Source organism: Pseudoalteromonas sp. SW0106-04 (assembly GCF_001293805.1).
GTDB classification, from domain to species: Bacteria; Pseudomonadota; Gammaproteobacteria; order Enterobacterales; family Alteromonadaceae; genus Pseudoalteromonas; species Pseudoalteromonas ruthenica.
The window spans coordinates 45476-67247 of sequence record NZ_BCAI01000008.1; the positions used below are offsets into that span (position 1 = coordinate 45476).

A 21772-nucleotide genomic window follows, 5' to 3' on the forward strand; every position below is an offset into this window, starting at 1 on the left:
CTCTGTATTATTTTGTTCGCATTATATACGCATATAGCTATGGCAGCAGGCCCTCGCTGGGATCACTCTATTAAGATTGACGACCCTGAGCTCACCGTCGAAGTGGCCGCACAGCAGTGCCACAAAAGCTTGATCAACGCACCAGAACTCTTAGAAGCATGGTGCGAAAAAGCCTATGAGATGGGTTACTGGTCGGCTCTGGTACCTATAAGTTTGCATACAAGTGACGGTACTAGGCTGGTAGCAGAGGCCAAAGAAAGGCTAAAAAATAAAGAGCCTGGCGCTTATACTACGTTAGCTTGGCTTTATGGGTCAGGCCAATTTGTGAAAAAGGATATCGCTAAAGCAATAGCACTTCGTGAGGAGTTACTGGTCTTAGATAAAAGTTTTACCCCTAATCAAATTGCCTTGAACCATATGAAATTGGCAGATTTATATATACAAGAAAGGAACTGGAAGAAAGTAGCTATCCACGCTAAACATGTTCTAAAGCATACCCAATCAAACTTTCAGAAAAAGTATGCTAAGAGACAGCTGGAATCTGCTGAGCGGCATTTGTCCTCAAACGAGCTCTAACTTTTTATGAAGCACTTTCCCCTGCTAGTGTGGCGTGATAAACGCTTAGCTAGCAGGGTACACTTAGTTTAACAGCTAATATAATACGCATTTCATTATTTCAGGCGCTAAGTTAAGCATTCACAAAGAGATAACCTAAACACGACTTATGGCTGAGCGTTTATATAGTAGTCACCCAAATAGTAAATCTATAAGTCTGCTCTATCGTCATCAGTATATAGCTTGTATTTGCCCGTGCACTCAGAGCTAAGCCTTCCATTACCTCACCCATTATTTGCGCTAGATCAAAGTCTTTGCTGAGCAAAGTCTTCAGCGGGTCTGGACCTGATATAGATCAAATTTTTACTGGCCGTATTTGCTAAAGTTTGACCAATACATATAAGAACTCCAAGGACAGACAATGGCGCACTCAGACTTTCATACCCCAGTTGAACCTATGCCGCAGGCTACCGTAACCCCTATTGGCCAAAGTAGTGGCGAGCCTTCCCTGAGTGAGCAACTGCACCTTTACAAGCAACTGTTGCAAGAAAAAGAGCGGCAAATTAAACAGCTAGAACAAGCTCATGCCCCTTTGGTTCAGCAGATAAACCAAGCGGAATCATTAAATAAAAAAGCCCTTGCGCACATGGATAAAATGGCAGAGCAGATGCAGCAAGTGCAAATGCAGGCTAAACGCGATGTGCAAATTGAAATGGCCGAGCTTGAACAGCAACTCGAGGAAGCGAGCACCAGTAAGCATGTAATGAAGCATCATTGCCGTGACTTACAAGAGCGCAATAAAGAATTACATGAGTTACTTAAAGCGTCGAACAGCCAAGTTGATGAACTACAAAGCCGATTAGATAGCCAAAGTATTGATGTAAAAAACCTGCGTGAAGAAAAAGTAAAACTGAGCATGCAAGTCATTGAACAAAGTGAACAGCTTAAACGTTGCGAACGGCAATTAAACGAGGCACTGCACGGTTATTACTCGGGTGTAATGAATAAGAATAAAAAACTCAGTAAAAACTTACCAAGATAGCTAACACGCCCCCGATAAAGGCTCTTGCGGTCATTACCTACTTGATGGCTAAAAGAGCCTTTGCTATTTAAAGTACAGTTGCGTTACTGCGATGGTGTTGTTTACAATAGCGGCTTAAGGATAAGTTCACCCCCGAACAAGGATATGTCATGCTAAATATTGAGCGCCCTACTACAATTTCTGAAATTGACGAGAAGATAAACACCAGCCGCAAAAAGTACCAAGACACCCTAAACTTCGTGCATGTGCAGCGCGATAACCTGATGTGGCTCGCTAATCACGCGCTCACTTTAGCGCAGTACCTTTCATATGAGCAAAGCCCAGAGCACAACGCAGAAGCGAAACAAGCCATTGCTCACTGTGCGCAGGCCTATGCACTATTATTTAGCCTCGCGAACGACCCTGAACGTATTGTAGAGCTAGAATTTAACGGTGAACAGCACGATACCCAGTACAACGGCGTCGGCCTAGTTGAACAAGGCCGGATCAATGCACAGAATTGGCAAGAAGCCGTCTTTTGTGCACTCACAGTACGCGACCACGATGCCCTTTCCTCACTATTAGCGTTTGATTTGTCTCACCTAAGAGAAAGCCGTGCCGTGTGCCCGGAGGTTGAGCTTATGTTGGCCGAGCTGCTGCAAAAAGTGTTGTTGGACAAAGAGGTCTCGCAACCAGAAATCATCGCCCTGAGCCAGCAAATTGCCGCCGACACTAACCCGCTAGTTCAACACTGCACTAACGCCAAATTAAGCCTGATCAATAATGCCTTGATCAGTAAAGCAACTGATTTAGATGAGACCTTCCTGGGTGCATTAAATCACTATTGGCAATACCAAGGTCAGCACCTTTACGCCGACCATGCCCACACTAACTTCTACATGCCTATTGAGCTTTTAGGCACAGCCTGTTTAGTGCAAGACCAAGGCCGCAGTGTAGATATTGATACCGATTTTATGCCACGTTTTTATATTGTTAGTTAGCGTATATTTTTTTGGATTTATCTCAACTGCGTTGACTATATCGCTGTGAGTAAGCTACAGTGCGCAGCTGTATCTAAAATTAAACCATTAACGAAGAGATCCCTGAAAGTTCGTACGAACCTACTAGGAAGTGAAGCCACAGTTAAGGAAAATCCATGAAAAAGCTATCTGTCCTTGCCCTGAGTTTAATGCTTGCAGCGTGTCAAAATACCCAAGCGCCAGCACCTGCTGAGCCACAGACTAATACCGAGCCAAAAGAGCAAGTTGTTGAGGTAGTCAAGCCTGAGATCACGCAGTTAACCGTGAATACCACCCCTTCGGATTCACGCGTAAGAATTATGAATATTCGTCCGAAATACCACGATGGGATAGAGCTGCAACCTGGTGAATATGAGGTTGAAGTGAGTAAACCCGGCTACGAAACCTTCCGCGAATGGGTCATGGTAGAGAATAACACCGTGATTGATATCGAAATTAAACAGCTATAAATACGCTTAGGAGGGGTAACCCTCCTATTTTTTTAAGTAAAGCCAAGTCACTATTTTTAATAACCAAGGCGAGCGATGTAACAACAACTTCGCACGCGGCCACCAATGGGGTGTTTTGAGAACCGAGCGCGCATGGGAAAAAGTATAAAACCCCTCAATACCATGATACTGGCCAAATCCCGATGCTCCTACCCCGCCAAAAGGTAAATCAGTTGCACTGACTTGCATTAGGGTGTCATTCACCGCCAACGTACCACTTTGTACTTGCTCACTCACTTTTTGCCAATGGGCCCGCTTGGTCGCGAACAAATACAATGCCAATGGTTTGGGCTGCGCTTTTAACGCTGCACAGGCGTCTTCAATATGCTCATAAGTTTGGATAGGCAATAACGGCCCAAAGATCTCTTCTTGGCAAACACGCATGCTATCATCGACATTTAAAAGCAGGGTTAACACATGTTGTTCCCCCCCATTAATGAGCTCCAACGCCTTGGCTCCTTTGCTGAGGGCATCCTCTTTTAACGCCTTTAGGCGATTAGCCTGAGCCTGATTAATCACCTTCGTTGGGCGATGGCCTAACTGCGCCACCTCGGCTTTGATGCAAGTGATAAAAGAATCTAATTGTGAGGTATGTAAAAGGACAAAATCCGGAGCTACGCATATCTGCCCAGCATTAGTCGATTTACCAAAGGCAATCTGAGTTGCCGCATGATTGACCTGCGCACAAGGCAACATCACCGCCGGCGACTTACCGCCGAGCTCTAGAGTTAAAGGTGTGAGATTTTCAGCAGCGCTGCGCATTACCTTTTTGCCGATATGACCGGAGCCGGTAAACACAAGGTGATCCCAAGGCTTAGCGCTAAACGCGGCCCCTACTTGTGCATCTCCTTCAATGAAGGCCACATGGCGCTTCAACTCAGAGCTAAGCAATGTTTTTAATACTTGATTCACAGCAGGCGTATATTCGCTCAATTTCACTACCACTCGATTACCCGCTGCTAGGGCAAAAGCAAGGGGCGATAACGCCAAATTCACTGGATAATTCCAAGGCGATACAACGCCCACCACGCCTTTGGCCTCATAATGCACGTGTAATGACGAGGGAAAGTGCGCAAAACCACCCTGGCGCTTTTCCGGTTTAGCCCATTTAGCGAGGTTTTTACGGCAGTAGTCCAATGCCTCTATCGTAGGAAGAATGTCGCTTACCAAGGTGTCAAAGCGCTCGCGATAGCCAAAATCTTCGCTGGCTGCTGCAATCAATGGCTCTTGTGCATCAAGTAGTGCATGCTTCAGCGCTAATAGCGCCTGCTTGCGCTTTACAAGACTCATTATTGGCTCTTGTTCATGGGCTTGTTTAAACTGCGAAAACACCTTATCAAGCACACACAACTGCTCGCTCACTAGAATATCCCTGCTATTTAAAACTGATAAGTATAGGTTAGGCTGGACTGACGTCCGTACCCGGGTACGCGGCCATCAAACACGCGCGCATCGAAGGTATCGTAATCTTTATCGGTAAGGTTTTCTACTTTTAAGCTCAGCCGCGTATGTTCATCCATCTGCCAATGCAGCGCTGCGCCGAGCAACACATACGCACCTTGATAAAAGCGCTTATCATTAGCACCGAATACTTCGACACTATCGCGCCACAGGGCATTCGCGCTAAGTGTCAATGTCTCAAGCTGCATATTCACCGCCACACTGGCAAAGCGCTTAAAGCTTGGACTAATGGGATCATCAAATAGCTGGGTATAATTGATTTGCACATCACTATATTGGCCGAGTTGCGATTGAGCACTCATCTCAATACCCTGCATAGTGGTGCTGAATACATTCGCGAAGGTAAAAGCTTGCTGCTGCTCGTTGACCATCACCAAATCAATAAAATCCTCTAGGGCGTTATCAAACAGCACCACTTCGCTTTTCCACTGTGTGCCTTGGGCTAACCACACCAACTCGGTTGTTTTGATCACTTCAGAGGATAAATCGGCATTACCAGAGGTGATATCATCGTTAGAGTAAAGCTCATTGGTGACCGGAGTACGAAACGACTCGCCGTATTGCGCTTTTAAAACATGGCGAATGTCGCCGCTGGGCAGCTCGTAAATAAGCGAGGCTCGTGGTGACCAACGTGCATCAATACCATTGACATGATCATAGCGCGCCCCGAAAAAGGCAGTGAGCCCGAAATCCGGAAGCTGTTGTTTCACTTGCACATAGCCTGCTTGGGCATCAAAGCGATGCTCTAAATCACTGAACTCACGATAGCGGCTCAGTACTCGCGAGGGGTTTTCATAATACTCACTATTGAGCTCAATAAAGCCTGATTGATCATTGAAATAGCTGGTCACAACGCCGGCTTGAGTTTGTTCGTCTCGGCGCAGCTCTACACCTGCAAATAACATACTGTTGGCATGAAGCTGATGCTGATAATCGCTGACAAACTTAAGCTCAGAGCTTTGCCAGTTAGGACCAACAAAATACGGCATGTTTTCAGGTAGATTAAGACCCTCCACTAAGCCTTGCGCTTCAATATGGTGCTCGGCATAACTCAACTGGGAGGATAAATCGTGATCGCCTTGCAACCATTGATAGGCAACACTGGCGGCGTAATTATCACTGCGATGGCGATTATCAGGACTATACCCGCCTAAATTCAAAAATTCATTCAGCTCAGTACGCTGATAGCGCGCATTGATGGTTAAGTACTCGGTACTAAACTGGGTATTAGCAAAAACAGAATACAGTGGATCACGGACATTATCGGCAACGTCGTAATCTTGACCATTGGTTTTTTCCACCGCGATATTAGCAGAGAATTGCCCCAATGACGTCGCTTGATGCCACTGCCCAGTTAATTGCTGGCGAGCATTCTCACCTATGCCAACACTCAAAGCATTGTTATCTTTACTCAGGATAATATTCATCACCCCTAAAAACGCATTGCTGCCATACAATGCAGAGCCAGGACCGCGAATAAACTCTACTCTTTCAATTAACTGCGCCGGAATATAAGGTGTGTACACTGAGGCCTTACCGAAGGAAACTTCATTTAAGCGCTCACCGTTAATCATCACCAGAATATTGCCACTGTCCAAATGCACGCCGCGCGCATGCTCTTTTGGCACGGCCCCGACCCAGTCGCCCCGAGTCAGCTGCATGCCGGGCACATAATTCATTAATTGATAAGCATTGTGGACACCCAACTGGGCAATTTGTTGGCGGGTAAATAAGGTCACCGAAGAAGGGGCCAAAGATTGGCTTTCTGCACTTTTTGATGCGATATCTACTTGAACATCAAGCAGTTGTTCAAAGCTTAGAGAAAAGAGCTCATCGCTGCTCGCTTGTTCAGCCAAGGCTGGAAAGACAAACGAGCCTACGAGCGTAAAATAGAAACAAAAACGGAACATCGCACATACGGTGTAAATCACTCATAAATTAAATAATTACACCATATTTACATAAAAACAAATGAAGTTTCACGCCAAGGTGTGTTTATGAGGCAGAATGCGCCGCTGCAAGCTTACTGGCTTTACGCGCTTTAATGTATTTATAAATACCAATGAGTGACGCCGCTATCCAGAAAATTTCGATAACGAAGCTGGCCAAGTTAAAGTTATAACAAAGGCTTATTAGCAATAAAATGGCGCCTGATAGGTTCATTAGGTTGTAACCTAAGCCAGTTGCAGGCAGCTTATTCAACTGCAACAAAAAGAATGCACCTACCACTAAAAAGGTGCCCGACATGCCAATAACATCGAACAAAATATCCATTGTTTACTCCAGATGAAAACCAAACCGGGCGAGCTTAACAGTGGCCATTCATACACTTTAAGGACAAATGCCCGTATCCTTTGCAGGCTTATTTCATAAATACTTTTTGGCCAATCATTTTCAGTGCGGGGGTGCCCCTGATCATAGTCTCTCGAGCGAAAACCTGCTGACATTGCGGACAGGTTGCGAGCTGCTCAGTGAAGTCCTCAGTTATGCGTTCGATAAAACATTTAATAAGCGCGCCCTTGCCGCCTTTGCGGTACTTGTAGAGTTTAGTGCGGCACTGCGAACAATGAATATTCACGGTGCGAACGGGGCCCTTTTTGTTCGGTTTAGCCATGCTCCCTCCCTTAAGACAACACAGCCTAGTCTACCATTGTCAGGCGCGATGCTCTAATGCCATAAGCCCAGAATAAGCCCCATCAAGGTAAACTGCACAGTATGGTATCCGGCATTAACTAAAAACAGCTTTAGAGGTCGCTGCTCGAAAACATAGCTAATCCCAAAGGACGTAGCCACCCACCCTAAACCCGCAGCAAAGCCTGCACCTACCGCAAACCCGAGCTCGGGCCGAGGGCCTAAAAATAACGCAAAGATAAAAGCAGCCAAAAGAGAGAGTATAAAGGCGATGGTAAAGACCTTTCCCATTGCCGCATTTTGCAAATCTATGTCCGTTAACCCGCACCCATCTAACCAAGCATTTTTAAACATCAGTGGTGAATACCACACGCCACCTAAGATAAACGTGGCAAGGGCTGCAATTAGCACCGCGATAAAATTAAAATCTGCAAAATTCATAGCGTGGCTCACAAATAATACACTCTACTAAGCGTAGCTCGCGAACACCGTACCAGCAAAATTCGTGCGTTGTTCACTGGAGTGCGACATATTGCCGCACTGTGGCGGTTTGCTATTGCACCTCGTCCCTAAGCAATTGAAAATTCAGACATGCTTTTCAATTCTCAGTGGATATTATGAAGATAAAATCAGCCCTTGGCGCAACCATCACCGCACTTCTCGCAGTCAATAGTCAAGCCATGGAAGTGATCACCGTGCACTCGCAACACCATGATACAGGTGCCCGTTTAATGCAAATACCGGCACAAAAGTTTGCAACCGACACGGCCGATTGGCTCGATGGTGTTGTTGGTGCGGGTGTAAACAAAAATGGCCCGATAACAGGGTTAGCGCAATACCGTGGTATGTTTGCCCAGCGCATTAATGTTGCCAGTAATGGCTTCAACTTTAGTGGTGCAGGCCCCAACTCAATGGATACACCGCTCAGTTACACTCCCGCTATCATCATTGCGAACATGGACATCTATCGTGGTATTGCCCCGGTCAGTGCCGGTATCGACACGCTTGGCGGGGCCATTGACGTAAACATGCGCCGCGCTGAGCTCGATAGCCCATTGACTGTAAATGGCCGCATCGATGCGCAAGATAATGGCTCAGGATTCAATGCGAGCCTCGCTGGGGGCGCTGGCAATAGCCAATTTGCTTGGCTTGCCTACGCAGATACGCGTAACAGTGATGAACAAGACGCCAAGGAACGTGCAATTCCGAACAGTGATTACCAGCGTCACCAGTATGGTGTGCTTACCACGTCGGCCCTAAATCAAGGGCGCCTCTTCGCCAATATTCATCGTACCGATACCAAACAAAGCGGCACAGCCGCGCTGCCTATGGATATTGATTACATCGACACCACACGATTTGAGGTATCGGGTGAGCACGAAATCAGTGACACAACGCTATTATGGGGTGTGGGCTTTCAAGATGGCGAGCATGGTATGGATAACTACCAACAGCGCGCCCTTAGTACCGCGCAAAAAGCACGTTATACCTTGGCTTTAGGACGCAGTACCAGCCTCTTTGCCCACATACAAAAAGGGGCTTGGCTATGGGGCTATGATGGCAGTATCAACCGTCATGATGCAGACGTCACTAATCCAAACAATGACGCGTTTTTCGTGGAAAACTTTAATAATGTAGCTGATGACCGCCATAGCCTATTCACCGAGTACACTTTTAGCCACCGCAAGCTCAACACAACAGTAGGCGCACGATTGAAATACAATGTTGCCGATGCCGATAAGGTAAGCTCCACCATGGCCATGATGATGCCAGCGGTTGCAACCTTACAAACTCGTTTTAATAATGCAGACAAAAGCGTCAGTGATACCACCTTCGATGTAGTCATCAATAATCGCTATACGTTGAATTCACACTCAGACCTCAGTTACGGTGTCGCTATCAAAGAGCGGGCTGCGAGCTATCAAGCGCGTTATTTATGGCTTCCCATGCAAGCAACCGGGGGCCTTGCGGATGGCAAAACCTATGTTGGTAATATCAACCTTAAACCTGAAACGGCGTACCAAACGAATGTGGGTTGGTCATACACCAATGAGCGGCTCTCGATAAAGCCTCAGCTATTTTATCAACGAATTGATAATTACATCCAAGGCACCCCCAGTGAAGACAGTGTGGTGAATATGGTGGCGATGATGATGTCTGGGCAAGGCGCGCTTCGCTTTAGTAATATTGATGCTCACCTTTACGGGGCTGATATGAGTGCTGAGTATCAACTCTCTCGGCAGTGGCAAGTTAATGCTCAGCTTAGTTATGTGCGCGGTAAACGCAGCGATGAGGTAAACGACAATCTCTATCGTATCAGCCCACTTAACGGCCAATTGAGTGCCCATTACTATGCCAATGATTACCAAGTGGCTGCGCGTTGGCGTTTCGCCCAGTCGCAAACGCATGTGTCGCACTATAACAACGAGCTGAGCTCACCCGGCTATGGTGTTGTTGATGTGAGTGTAGATTATGATATCAACAGCCATTGGCAGTTCAATGCAGCGGTTAACAACCTGTTTAATCATAGCTATGCGCCACATCTCAGCGGCATAAACCGTGTTGATGGCCGGGAATTAGATAAAGGCCAGCGTTTACAGGCACTGGGCCGTACTCTCCATCTAGGTGTTAGTTTCTCTTTGTGATAGCTACCAAAGGCCACGTTGTTATTGGCCTTTTTTCTTTTCTAAAGTCTCCTCAGCGAGGTTAATTTGCCACTGGTTTTTTCTGCAACTTACGTTGCAAGGTACGTCGGTGCATGTTGAGTTGACGCGCTGTTTGCGAAATGTTGCCATTGTTGCGCGTCAACACCGCTTGAATATGCTCCCACTCCAAACGCTCAGGAGACATGATCTCATCGTCGTGCGAAACGTGTGAATGCACAATATCATCCTCCAAAGTTGCCAGTAAAAGTGCCATAGACACAGGCTTAGCGAGGTAATCATCAGCGCCGAGCTTCACTGCTTTAACAGCAGTGGCAATACTGGCAAATCCAGTTAGCAATATGATTCGTGCACTCGGCAGCAAAGCGCGCAGCGGAGCAAGCAGTTGCAGTCCAGACTCATTATTTAAATTCATATCCAAAATAATGTGGCTCGGGCGCAACTGTCGTGCTTGGAACAGGGCACTTTGCACACAATCAGCATGTGCCTGCGCTTGGGTGTGCGCTTCTAGGCGCCGCATGAGTGTTCGCGCAAAGGCCAGGTCATCTTCAATCAGTAACAGCTTCATAGCGCCTCTTAGGAATAGTGATATCAATGCATGCACCGTGTTCATTGTTGGCCAATGCCAAAGTGCCACCAATGCGCTCTATCGTGGCGTTGGTTAGCCACAGCGCCACACCAAAACCATCACTGCTCGCTATCACTGCGCTGCCCAAGGAGGCCTGCATCTCAGCGCTAAACCCTCGGCCTTGGTCCTCAATTCGCCAATGAAGAGCAGAGTCAGAGTCGCGAATGGTAATCGTGATACGCTCTGCCCCAACCTCTTCGTTTGCCCGCACAGCATTGGCCAATACGTTGATCACAGCGGCGCTCAACAATGGGTCACTAATAATTTCAATATGTTCACCTTGATGTGGGAGCTGGCAATGCAGTTGCTGAGACGGATAATTCAGCGTGAAGGCTTGGCGTATCTCATCAACGAGCTGTAATAGCGGCTGGTAATGTGGCGCTCTTTCATGAGCATCACGCAGTTGCTGCGCCCGAGCACGAAACAAATCCAACTGCCGCTGACACTGCGTCAAAGGCACCGCCATATCATCAACCACAGGCTGTAACGTCGGACAGTCGGCGCTTAGCTCCCTTGCTTCATCATGCAACAGCGCCAAATTTGCAAGCGGTGTGGCTAATTGGTGGGTCGCTTGCGCTGCAGCGCTGCCCAAAGACACAAGCTGCTCAGCGCGAAGCTGCTCTTCTCGGCTTTGGGCAATAGCGCGCTGTTGTTTTGCCAAAGTGCGAGATAATGCGCTGACTAAAGTGGCGACCACAACTGCACTGAGTACAAAGTTTATCCACATGGCGATAAAATGGTGGCGCATTTGCATGCCATGCTCACCTTGATGATGCAATGGCATCATCATCACTAAGGCCGAGTAAGCAGCAATTGCAATCACGGTTAACAACACCGTTAAACGCCCAGGTAAGGTCACAGCAGCAATCATAACCGGCAACAGCAGCAACGACACAAAGGCATTGGTCGCCCCGCCACTGTGCATAAGCAGCAAGGTTAAAAACAAGATATCAGCTAATAATTGCCACACTACGGTGGCGGCGCCCACCGGTGCGCGACTATGGATGCGTTGTCGTAGCACCACCACACTCAGCAGCTGAAATAGCGACTCCACGGCGATGATGCTCAACAGCGGCAAAAGTGCTAACGCAAAATCAAGCACATAGTAAGCAATGAGCACCGCCAGTAATTGCAGTGCAATGGCGACACTGCGTAGCAATAACACACGGCGAATACTGGATTGTAATAGCAGGTCCAAAATAACAGCGCTAAGAGGGGATGAATAACGAAAGTCTATCGTTATTCTGGCGCTGAGAAAAGCAAAGAGTGGGTGACTACGGCGACGTTACCGGCTTAACTGGAAGGCCTCACAAGGCGTGCCTTGGTGGTAAACTAAACGCCAATCTTGGTTGCTATTCAGACACCATATCGACATCCTTACAGAGTAGTGCCATTGCCCTCCTTTGATGCGTCTAAGCGCACCTCGGTAAGAAAGCTGGGCGACATCAGCGCCCAACATGCGCCCTTCAAAATCTTGATTGTGAAAGGTGGGTTTTCGTCCCTTGGCTTGCTCTTTTGGTAGCCGAGCAAGCACATTGTCCTTATCAAAGCGCCGGCCGTCGGCCGACACCTCGATAAAACGTTCATCAAGCAATTCATTTAATCGCGAGGCATTGCTGCGCACCTCCTCACTCATTAAAGTTCTTTCTAACTCAATTAGTTGCGCCAACGTTTGCGCTTTAATCTTGCTCATGATGTTTGATGACTTTCCCTTCTTTCATGACAAAGGTCACTGCGCTTAGTTGCGAAATATCCTTTAATGGCGACTGCGCAACAGCAATTACATCAGCGTAGTATCCGTTTTGCAATTTGCCAACTTCCTTACCCATATTCAATAGCTTAGGCGCTTGCTCTAAACTAGTCGCCAACGCTTCACGGGGCGACATACCATACTCAACTAACAATGCAAATTCGCGGGCGTTATCTCCATGGCGGGATACCCCTGAGTCGGTACCAAATGCGATATTCACGCCTTCATCTAAAGCCCGTTGGAATGATGCTTTCACCACCGGGGCGACCTGCGTTATTTTGTCTACTATAGCCTGAGGAACCTTATGATTGTGCTTCACTTCCTCACTCACAGAGATCCCTGCTAACAATGTCGGCACTAAGTAAGCACCCGTACTTTTAAACAGCGCCACCGTTTCATCACTGGCATAAGAGCCGTGTTCGATAGAGTCGACTCCGCTGCGAAGTGCAGCTGCAACACCTTGGGCGCTGTGTGCGTGAGCTGTCACAGGGCGACCAAGGTTATGAGCAGTATCAACAATCGCCTTCATCTCCTCGTCAGTCAGTTGCTGATTGAGCCCCGCCTGAGTGTTACTCAATACCCCGCCGGTGGCAGTGATTTTGATAACTTGCGCCCCGGCTTTAACTATCTCGCGCACCGCCCGTGTGCAATCATCGGCGCCATTGCACACGCCCATGCGTGGAGCAAACGCATCAAGCACCTCTTGTCTATACCCATGTAAATCACCGTGGCCGCCCGTAGGAGTCACCGCCTCACCTGCAGCAATAATACGTGGCCCCTGTATCACGCCATTTTCTACTGCTCGTTGCAGCGGAAAAATCACCTCGTTATAACTGCCTAAATCACGTACGGTAGTGAACCCCGCGTTGAGGGTATTGCCAAGGAATTGCGTAGCACGTAACGCCTGATCGGCCTCGACCTCCTTCAACCACCTTTCAGGGTCAGCCTGGGGATCACGTTCAAAACTAATATGCACATGCAAATCTATTAGCCCCGGCATTACAAATTGCTCTTTAAGGTCAATAATATGCGCGTCGGCCAAGCCTAACGTCTGAGCACTGACATAGCCTTCATGAATGCCCTGGACACGACCGTCTACTACTTCCAGGGTTTGCCGCTCAAGAACATCGGCATTGGCCGCTGGGAGTAATTTACCGGCATAAATCAATGTACTTTGCGCCCAAGCGCTTGCGCTTGATAACGCCAAAAGTAAGCTTGCACATGTGATGAGTTTCATTGTTTTTCCTTGGTTATTATTTTCTTTTACCTGAACATACTTTGCCGGTGCAAACCAGTATAACTCGACCAAAACGCTGCATTTTGGTATAAAGTTGCCATAGCAAAGAGATCGGGCCAGATGAATAAACAAACGTCCGACGCAGCAACCTTAGGAAGTTTTATGCACTATGCAGAGATCACTGGCTGGGGCAAATGTATCCCACCAGCACGCATTACTAACGATGACATTGCCACCGTGGTTGATACCTCAGATGAGTGGATCAGCTCTCGCACCGGTATTAAAGCCCGCCATATTAGCCACGTAAGCACTGCTGAGCTTGCAACCGTGGCCGCCCAACGCGCGTTAGATTGTGCTGGCGTTGACGCCGAGCAGCTTGATCTCGTGCTGGTTGCCACCTGCACACCAAGTACCATGGTCGCCAACACAGCCTCGGAAGTGCAACAACGCTTAGGCGCCAAAGGAGCCGCTACGTGTGACAGTAACGCCGCTTGCTCTGGTTTTTTATATGCGCTGCAAATGGCCACGGCACAAATCCAGGCAGGCATGATTAAAACCGCTGTTGTAGTCGCCGCCGAGCGCATGCTGTGGTATGTCAATTGGGCCCTGCGTGACAGTGCGGTGTTATTTGGCGATGGCGCGGGTGCGGTGGTGTTGCAAGCCAGTGAGCAACCATTAGGGTTACTCGCGAGCAAAAGTGGCTGTGACAGCAGCGACCGTTCAATTTTGCATATTAGTAACTTTGGCACCAACGTGAACAAATACCAGACCATTGGCGGGTCTGATTTAAACTTTGTTGGCCCGGAAATCTTCAAACGTGCCGTCAAAGGCATGAGTGTAGCCTGCGACGATGTGTTGAGTCAGGCACAACTTAGCCTCGATGACATCGATGTATTAGTACCACACCAAGCGAACTTACGAATTATCCAATCAATTCAGCAGCGCTTAAAAGTAGACGATGACAAAGTGATGGTTAATATCGATGAATACGGCAATACCTCCGCAGCAACCATTGCCATTGCCTTGTGTGAGGCTGTAGAAAGAGGGATGGTCAAACCTGGCGCGAATATCATGTCAGCCGCCTTCGGCGCAGGCCTGACTTGGGCAGCCAGTTACATAAAGTGGGGTGAGCGTGTAACTCCAGTGCGTGACAGTCAAGCGGCTTTACCTGAGTGCTCGCAAACTGGGTTAGAGCTCATTGCCGAGGCGGTAACGGCCTGCCAACAAGGTTAATGCGACTATGGGCTGCAATGGCGGCCCAATTACTTTAAAACTTTCATAAATGCCGCTATGGTTACCTTGAGCGTAAGCTATATAGGAACAGTGTTATGGCTAAAGACGGTTTGAAAGTAGATATAGAGCGCCACCAGCAGCGCATCTATATCGCCTTAGTACTGACCGGTACGTTGAATCATGAGCATTATCAACTACTGACGCCATTATTCGCTTCGGCCTTGGCTGATATTGACGAGCCCATTGTCGATGTTTTCATCGACGCCAGTCAGCTAGACGGTTTTACAACACGAGCTATGTGGGATGACTTCAAGTTAGGGGTTATTCATCGTAAGCAATTTAAACGCATAGCCTTGTACGGCCATAAACGGTGGCAAAGCTTCGCGGCAAGTGTTGCAAATTGGTTTGTTAGTGGCGAAGTTAAATATTTCGACGACCCTCGCGCGGCAATCGCCTGGTTATCTGAACATTAAAAAAGGCCGCTTACGCGGCCTATTGTGTAACTTTTTTCTTAGCTACCAAAGCGCTGTTGCAACATGGTGTATGCAGCACGAATACCATAGGCCTCACCACCAACCGGGCGACCTGGTAGTGCGCGCACATTCCACGCCATAACATCAAAGTGTACCCAAGGTGTTTCTTTGGCAACAAACTCTTGCAGGTAAAGCGCTGCGGTTATGGCGCCGCCAAATGGGCCTTGTGAGCAGTTGCTCATATCCGCCACGTCGCTTTTCAACAAGTTTTTATACTGAGCAAACAGTGGCATACGCCATACTGGGTCTTGGCTTTGATAACCAGCCTCTGTCAACGCCTGAGCGATGTCATCATCGCTACTGAAAAAACCGGGTAACTCGGTGCCAAGAGCAATTCGCATAGCGCCGGTGAGGGTGGCGAAATCCATAATAAGATCGGGGTTATCTTGCTGCGCTTCATCAAGCGCATCGCACAACACTAAGCGACCCTCGGCATCGGTATTGTCAATTTCAACGGTAATGCCTTTACGAGTTTTAACCACATCACCTGGGCGAAACGCATTACGTGATACCGCATTTTCGACTGCAGGAATTAACACCCGTAGCTGCACGTTTAACCCAGCTGCCATGATCATATTAGCAAGGCCCAATACATGCGCTGCACCGCCCATGTCTTTTTTCATTAATCGCATACCCGCCGCAGGCTTTAAATCTAGACCGCCGGAGTCAAAGCATACGCCTTTGCCTACTAAAGTGATTTTGGGCGCTTTTTTATCACCCCAGCGCAAATCAAGCAATCGCGGCTTGTTTTCACTGGCACGACCGACCAAATGAATGGTCGGATAGTTTTGCTCTAATAGCTCATCACCGATCCACTGTGAGAATTGGCCATCGTAACGCTCAGCTAAGTCGCTCATGACTTCACTTAAGTGTTGAGGCATCATATCCGCCGCAGGCGTATTAACAAGGTCGCGCACTAAGTTTGTCGACTCAACACTGGCTATCAGCTCATCGAACAACGCCTTATCGGTTATGAGTAAACGCGCTTTCGGTGAATTCGTTTGTTTATAGCCAGTGAATTGATAGCCACCGAGCGCAAAACCCAGGGCAATATCACGTTCGTTGGCGCAGTCAGTCAGTTGATAATCGCCCTCTGGTAACTTGTTCACACTGTCTCCAGCGGCCCACACACTTTGCTCATTATCGCTGACTAAGACTGCCAGTTTAGGTTCGCCATTGTCGGTATTTGGTACAACACATAGACCTTGACCTCCACCGAGTGAACGCAATACCCAAGTTCGGGTAAAGTCGTCCTGTTGCTCAGACCATGTCTCTAAGTTGTTTTGATTGATAACATAAAAAGGGATTGGCGCGTTATCCTTACGCGGCGTATTTACCAAAAGATTCATTGCAGACTCATCGTTGGTTGCTGATAATATTCAGCATATCAAGTTCGCCTTATAATTGGTATAGGATGAGTAATGGCGTCTTCACTTTCCAGCCGACGGTTGTTTTTTGCTCTGGGCTTAAGCAACGAGGCAAAGTCTTCACTCGCGCACTGGCTACAACACCATGTCATCGCCGATAAAGCCTTTACGCAACCACGAAACTGGCACTTAACCCTGTTATTTCTTGGCAATACCCCTTCGAATACGGAGGCTGCGCTGATTAAAGAAGTGAGAGCTCTGCAGCTTAGGAAGTTTAACTTAAAGGTGGCAGACATCGATTGGTGGCCCAGTAATGGCATTTTTCACCTTCGCCCCAGCTCACCACCTAACGCGTTATTCACACTGCACAATGGCCTCAAAAAGATAGCACAAAAACATCATATTAAAGATCCGCACCGGCGCTATCGCCCCCACATCACCCTAGCAAGAAACTGCAAAGCGATGCCCACAGTTGCTCAACCGATGCCAGCTTTTGACATGCAAGTGCATAGGTTTACATTGTTTGAGTCGACCCGTGATGAGCAAGGCTTGGTCTATCGCCCGATTGAACATTTTACGCTGTATTAGCGTGCTTTTAAGCAAATACATTGAGACTCTGAGGATGGCACACTATGCTAAAGGTAACCGGTTCCCTACATCGCATTACCAGTCAGAACCACGACTTTGAATTATCTATTTTCAAGGATCCATCATGACGCGATTTATTTACTTTCTTTTACTTTTTTCTTTCGTTGCCCAAGCAGAAAATGTGCATGTCGGCGATTTTGGCGCCACAGCCAATGATCAACAAGATGACAGCGTAGCGATACAAAGCGCCCTCGACTCACTGGCCAAAGGTGACACGCTTATCTTTGCTGAGGGCACGTACGATGTGTGCGCCACCTTAGTGTTGCAACACAGTGAGCAAATCACTTTGCGCTCTTTTACACAGAGTAAATTAAAAAAGTGTGCAAACTTTTCTGGAGAATACTTGCTTTACGTTAAACCAGCGCAAGACTTCACCTTGAGCTCGTTACATTTTCAAGGACTCCATAACGGTCACCAAGTTAGCACCTGGGGCAAACAAGGCGTGTATATCGCCTCGGCTACAAACGTAAAAATTATCGGCAATGAGTTTAGCAACTTTGGTGATGCCGCTTTGCGAGTGACTTCCGGGCCTGAAGCCGATTATTTCACTACCAATACCCGTGAAGTCATGATCGCCAGCAACCGCTTTAGCCAGTGTCGGCAAGTGACAACAACACAAGCACAGACAAACTCTTACGTGGGAGGGGTGAATGATATTGTGGTGTTGGACAATGAATTTGAGAGTTGTACCCTTAAGCTTTCAACTCGTGCGCCAGCACAAACTGCGAATGTGTTGTTCAATACCTTTAAGGATATTAACAAGACCGCATTTGAGGTGAGCTACTACTCAGATCTGTGGGTCGCTCATAATCGCTTTATGAACATTGATGGGTTTGTTATGAACTTATACCCGAACTCTCAAGCTCCCCGACAAATTCCATGGGATAATATTATGTTTGAGAAAAACTTTATTCATAACACCCGATTTGGTCTGCGCCTAAATAGCCTTGGCAGAGAGCAACTGCGCCCTGTGTATGCGTTGACCGTGCGCGATAACCGTTTTGAGCAAGTTCACTTCGCCGAGGAAACCAACTGGCGTGATATTGTGCGAACCTACAGCTACTCTGATCACGCTTCTTTCGATGGAGTACATATTTCTGGAAACGAATATGAACTCGCCCCGGACAGCGATTTTCTTTACATTGATCCCCTTAGTCGCAATGTGTATATCGACAACAACACAGCCCTGCCCACCCAACCGGGCAGTTAGCTGAGCGCCGCCTAGTTGGGCACGTCAGTGTCTAAACTAGCCCTCGGGAGGGGGACTGTCGTCGCAGCGGGATGAATTCTTAGCAGGTGGTTTAGGGTGACTGAACGAGCTAGGTAACACCTCAACCCCTACCAGCTTGGCAATTTTAACAACAAGGGGGATGGTAATAGGAGCAAATGGCAGTATTGCAAACACGCCTAAACCCAGCCCCTTTAAAATATCTACAAACTGTTCATTTGCCACTTTGAGTTCATGCTTAGTGGCGTTACCACGCGTGTAGCGTCGGTAAATATCCAGCATCTCTTTTGTTTCTTGGCGTTCTTGCGCCAAGGCCCACTTCACCGTCACCATCGCGCGACGTAATTTCAATTTTTGTCGCCGCCGAGAAATAAGCAGCACGCGGATTGGAGCGCGATGGAATAAACGATAGATGCGCATAAGGTCTTCACTAAGTAGTTACTAAATGATTGTCACACAGATAACCCCTAGACGCTAGCACCATACAATTTCTCCCACTTAGGTCTAATATTTTGTAACAAAAGTTATTGTTGTGTTGAATCTATTGTAAACAACATGTATAGATACCTTATACACAATGACAACAAAGAATCATAAATCTGTATACTAACTGGGGGATACAATATGAAGTTGAAATACAGAACTCTGCAAGCAGCCGTTCGCTGCGCACTTCTTTCCACATCAACGGTAGCGCTGCTACACACCGGTAATGCACTTGCTGAAGACGAGAGCAATGCTGAAAAAACGAAAAATATTGAAAAAATCGCCGTCGTAGGGTCACGTGCTGCACCACGCTCTATCGGTAGTTCTCCTGTTCCGGTTGACATTATCGGCGGTGAAGAGCTCAGTAAGGTGGGTAATTCCGATATGTTAGAAGTGCTTAAAGGCACTGTTCCATCATTTAATGTACATAGTAATCCTATCAGTGACGCAGCAACGCTTGTGCGCCCTGCCAACTTGCGAGGTCTCCCCTCTGATAGCACACTAGTCTTACTCAATGGCAAACGCCGCCATCGCGCCTCGGTCATCGCATTTCTAGGCGGTGGTATTAACGATGGTGCACAAGGCCCTGATATTTCAGTGATCCCAAGCATCGCGCTGAAACAAGTAGAAGTATTGCGCGACGGTGCTGCGGCGCAGTACGGGTCGGATGCAATTGCTGGGGTAATGAACTTCGTGCTTAAAGATGCCAGCGAAGGGGGTACGTTTGAAGTACGTCATGGGCAATACTACGAAGGCGACGGTGATAGCACTCAAATTGCCGGTAACATTGGTTTACCGTTCACTGATAACGGCTTCGCTAACTTAAGCTTCCAATATAAAAATGCTGACGCGACAAGTCGCAGTACTCAGCGCGCTGACGCGATTGCGTTAACAGCGGCGGGCGTGCCGGATATTGACGACCCAGCACAAATTTGGGGTACCCCAGAGATTGAAGACGACATTTCCATTTTTGGTAATGTTGGCTTAGAGCTAACCAATGATGATGAGTTCTACATGTTCGGTAACTATTCTGAGCGTGATGTTCGTGGTGGCTTCTATTATCGTAACCCGCATACACGCCCAGGTGTGTACTCCAACGATGGCGGTGAAACGCTGCTGGTGGGTGATTTAACTGGCGATATGAGCGGCAACTGTCCAACCAATATCCAAATCGACGATAACGTACTGGACAACCCAGAGTACATTAATGGCGTAGCTAATAACCCAGATTGCTTTGCCTTTAATGAAATTCTGCCTGGTGGTTTTACGCCAAACTTCGGCGGTAATATCGTTGACACCTCATTCACAGCAGGTGTGAAAGGTGAGTTTACCGATGGCTGGCTCAAAGGTTGGCTCTATGATGCCAGTGGCTCAGTGGGCTATAACGCCTCACGCTACTTCCTCTATGACACCGTAAATGCCTCTTTAGGTCCGCAAACACCGCGCGATTTCTCACCAGGTAAATACGAGCAGTTAGAGAAAACATTTAACTTCGATATCACCCGGACCTTTGATTGGGGCTTGTATTACGATGCCAACGTTGCCGGTGGTATTGAGTGGCGTGAAGAAACCTTCACCGTGATCGCTGGCGATGAAGATTCATTTGAAATCGGCCCGCTAACAGAGCAAGGCTTCAGTATTGGTTCTAACGGCTTCCCTGGCTTTAAGCCTTCACAAGCCGGTGAATTCACACGCCGCAACTATGCTGCCTATATTGATATCGAAACACCATTCACTGAGAACTTTTTAATGGGTTGGGCGCTGCGCTATGAAGATTACGACAGCTTTGGTTCAACAACTAACTACAAAGTAACGGGTCATTACACTATTAACGACATGTTCTCATTGCGTGGTTCATTAAGCACTGGTTTCCGTGCGCCTACTGTTGGGCAAGCGAACGTTAGTAACGTGCAAACGAACCTAAGCAGTGGCGTGTTGGTTGATTCGGCGCTGTTACCACCAACTAACCCGATTGCGGTTCAGCTCGGTGGTGAAGAACTACAGCCGGAAGAGTCTGATAGCTATACCTTCGGTGCGGTTTACCAAAACGGTGATTTCTATCTAACCATGGATTACTACAACATCGATGTAGAAGACCGTATCAGTCAATCAGAAAAAATCGTGCTTAGCGATGAAGATAAAGACATCTTAAAACAAGCAGGTGTGCCGAATGTCGACCAACTTGCACAGGTCAGTTTCTTCACCAATGACTTTGACACCACCACTGAGGGTGTTGATATAGTAGCCAACTACAGCACTGATTTACTCGATGGTTTCTCAACCTTTAGCTTGGCGTACAACTGGAATGAAACTGAAGTGACCAGCTTCAGTGATATTACCGGTGACTTTAAAGTACAACGCCTAGAGGAAGACCTACCTAATCATCGTGGTACAGCAACTTGGTCACAACAATGGGATTCATTCTCTGGCTTTGTGCGCGTGAATTACTTCGGTGAGTACCAAGGTGTTCATGTTGACTTCGACCAAACAGCTAAAATGGCCGATGCCGCAGTAACAGTTGATGCGGAGGTGACTTACTACCCCACCGAAGCCATCGGTCTATCTGTGGGTGCACAAAACATCTTCGACCAAGAGGCAGAGCCTTTAGATTTCGAGGACCGTACAGGTATTCCTAATAACAATTGGGGTGGCTTGTACTATGAAACCTCGCCGTTTGGTTTCAATGGTGGCTATTACTACGTAAAAGCGACTTATAGCTTCTAATAGAAGCACATTAACCACATCACAGGCGGGCATAAAGCCCGCCTTTTTTATGCTTGCGTCGACACAGGCCGCACGGTATGTT

21 protein-coding genes are annotated in these 21772 nt (G+C 47.6%); 10 read left to right on the plus strand and 11 right to left on the minus strand.

Features of this window, described 5'->3' with window-relative positions:
- The first annotated feature begins 39 nt into the window (after window positions 1-39).
- The 4 genes from W04_RS10430 to W04_RS10445 all read left to right on the plus strand — a co-directional run bounded on the left by W04_RS10430 (window position 40) and on the right by W04_RS10445 (window position 3065).
- Window positions 40-576, plus strand: coding sequence for a hypothetical protein (locus W04_RS10430; protein WP_231658114.1), 537 nt, complete (start codon window positions 40-42; stop codon window positions 574-576).
- A gap of 400 nt (window positions 577-976) precedes the next feature.
- Entirely contained in the window at window positions 977-1597 is a 621-nt protein-coding gene (locus W04_RS10435; RefSeq protein ID WP_022944450.1) for a hypothetical protein, read from the plus strand.
- A gap of 149 nt (window positions 1598-1746) precedes the next feature.
- Window positions 1747-2577, plus strand: coding sequence for an immunity 49 family protein (locus W04_RS10440; protein ID WP_053910785.1), 831 nt, complete (start codon window positions 1747-1749; stop codon window positions 2575-2577).
- A 155-nt stretch (window positions 2578-2732) separates the two neighbouring features.
- A complete protein-coding gene (locus W04_RS10445; protein ID WP_022944452.1) occupies window positions 2733-3065 on the plus strand; it encodes a carboxypeptidase-like regulatory domain-containing protein in 333 nt (110 codons plus the stop codon).
- A 24-nt stretch (window positions 3066-3089) separates the two neighbouring features.
- Here W04_RS10445 and W04_RS10450 read toward each other — a convergent pair whose 3' ends face one another.
- The 5 genes from W04_RS10450 to W04_RS10470 form a co-directional block, all read right to left on the minus strand.
- Window positions 3090-4466 carry an aldehyde dehydrogenase family protein gene (locus W04_RS10450; RefSeq protein WP_053910786.1) on the minus strand — a complete coding sequence of 459 codons (1377 nt, stop codon included), beginning with the start codon at window positions 4464-4466 and terminating at the stop codon, window positions 3090-3092.
- Between the two features lie 17 nt (window positions 4467-4483).
- Window positions 4484-6496, minus strand: coding sequence for a TonB-dependent siderophore receptor (locus tag W04_RS10455; protein ID WP_082342207.1), 2013 nt, complete (start codon window positions 6494-6496; stop codon window positions 4484-4486).
- 64 nt (window positions 6497-6560) lie between these two features.
- Window positions 6561-6839 carry a hypothetical protein gene (locus tag W04_RS10460; RefSeq protein WP_045979015.1) on the minus strand — a complete coding sequence of 93 codons (279 nt, stop codon included), beginning with the start codon at window positions 6837-6839 and terminating at the stop codon, window positions 6561-6563.
- Between the two features lie 88 nt (window positions 6840-6927).
- Entirely contained in the window at window positions 6928-7179 is a 252-nt protein-coding gene (locus tag W04_RS10465; protein WP_022944456.1) for a hypothetical protein, read from the minus strand.
- A 53-nt stretch (window positions 7180-7232) separates the two neighbouring features.
- Window positions 7233-7637, minus strand: coding sequence for a DUF1761 domain-containing protein (locus W04_RS10470; protein ID WP_022944457.1), 405 nt, complete (start codon window positions 7635-7637; stop codon window positions 7233-7235).
- A 176-nt stretch (window positions 7638-7813) separates the two neighbouring features.
- Between W04_RS10470 and W04_RS10475 the strand changes: the two genes are divergently transcribed.
- Window positions 7814-9841, plus strand: a complete 2028-nt coding sequence (locus W04_RS10475) for a TonB-dependent receptor (RefSeq protein ID WP_157576398.1) — start codon at window positions 7814-7816, stop codon at window positions 9839-9841.
- Window positions 9842-9902: 61 nt separating this feature from the next.
- Here the strand turns inward: W04_RS10475 and W04_RS10480 are convergent, their stop codons facing one another.
- The 4 genes from W04_RS10480 to W04_RS10495 all read right to left on the minus strand — a co-directional run bounded on the left by W04_RS10480 (window position 9903) and on the right by W04_RS10495 (window position 13474).
- Complete coding sequence (locus W04_RS10480; protein ID WP_053910788.1) at window positions 9903-10427, minus strand: response regulator transcription factor; 525 nt, start codon at window positions 10425-10427, stop codon at window positions 9903-9905.
- The gene (locus W04_RS10485; protein ID WP_053910789.1) at window positions 10408-11685 is read right to left on the minus strand and encodes an ATP-binding protein; all 1278 of its coding nucleotides are present in this window, start codon (window positions 11683-11685) and stop codon (window positions 10408-10410) included. The genes W04_RS10480 and W04_RS10485 overlap by 20 nt, the downstream gene beginning before the upstream one ends.
- An 87-nt stretch (window positions 11686-11772) precedes the next feature.
- Window positions 11773-12180: a DUF4440 domain-containing protein gene (locus W04_RS10490; RefSeq protein ID WP_157576401.1), complete on the minus strand. Its 408-nt coding sequence runs from the start codon at window positions 12178-12180 to the stop codon at window positions 11773-11775.
- A complete protein-coding gene (locus tag W04_RS10495; protein ID WP_053910791.1) occupies window positions 12167-13474 on the minus strand; it encodes an amidohydrolase family protein in 1308 nt (435 codons plus the stop codon). Before W04_RS10495 ends, W04_RS10490 begins: the two co-directional genes overlap by 14 nt.
- A gap of 162 nt (window positions 13475-13636) precedes the next feature.
- Here W04_RS10495 and W04_RS10500 point away from each other — a divergent pair, with 162 nt between their 5' ends.
- Together W04_RS10500 and W04_RS10505 are read left to right on the plus strand one after the other, a co-directional pair.
- Window positions 13637-14707 carry a ketoacyl-ACP synthase III gene (locus W04_RS10500; protein ID WP_026111037.1) on the plus strand — a complete coding sequence of 357 codons (1071 nt, stop codon included), beginning with the start codon at window positions 13637-13639 and terminating at the stop codon, window positions 14705-14707.
- A gap of 95 nt (window positions 14708-14802) precedes the next feature.
- On the plus strand, window positions 14803-15180 hold the full coding sequence (locus W04_RS10505) for an STAS/SEC14 domain-containing protein (RefSeq protein WP_053910792.1): 378 nt from the start codon (window positions 14803-14805) through the stop codon (window positions 15178-15180).
- A 38-nt stretch (window positions 15181-15218) separates the two neighbouring features.
- Here W04_RS10505 and W04_RS10510 read toward each other — a convergent pair whose 3' ends face one another.
- Window positions 15219-16589, minus strand: a complete 1371-nt coding sequence (locus W04_RS10510; RefSeq protein WP_053910793.1) for a M17 family metallopeptidase — start codon at window positions 16587-16589, stop codon at window positions 15219-15221.
- A 72-nt stretch (window positions 16590-16661) separates the two neighbouring features.
- Here W04_RS10510 and thpR point away from each other — a divergent pair, with 72 nt between their 5' ends.
- Both thpR and W04_RS10520 read left to right on the plus strand, forming a co-directional pair.
- Window positions 16662-17195, plus strand: coding sequence for an RNA 2',3'-cyclic phosphodiesterase (thpR, locus tag W04_RS10515; RefSeq protein WP_053910794.1), 534 nt, complete (start codon window positions 16662-16664; stop codon window positions 17193-17195).
- Between the two features lie 124 nt (window positions 17196-17319).
- On the plus strand, window positions 17320-18465 hold the full coding sequence (locus W04_RS10520; protein ID WP_053910795.1) for a glycosyl hydrolase family 28-related protein: 1146 nt from the start codon (window positions 17320-17322) through the stop codon (window positions 18463-18465).
- A gap of 36 nt (window positions 18466-18501) precedes the next feature.
- On the opposite strand, the gene W04_RS10525 is transcribed toward W04_RS10520, so the two are convergent.
- Window positions 18502-18903 (minus strand): hypothetical protein, encoded by a 402-nt coding sequence (locus tag W04_RS10525; protein WP_053910796.1) that lies wholly within the window; start codon window positions 18901-18903, stop codon window positions 18502-18504.
- A gap of 204 nt (window positions 18904-19107) precedes the next feature.
- Here W04_RS10525 and W04_RS10530 point away from each other — a divergent pair, with 204 nt between their 5' ends.
- Window positions 19108-21690, plus strand: a complete 2583-nt coding sequence (locus W04_RS10530; RefSeq protein WP_053910797.1) for a TonB-dependent siderophore receptor — start codon at window positions 19108-19110, stop codon at window positions 21688-21690.
- The last annotated feature ends 82 nt before the right edge of the window (window positions 21691-21772 follow it).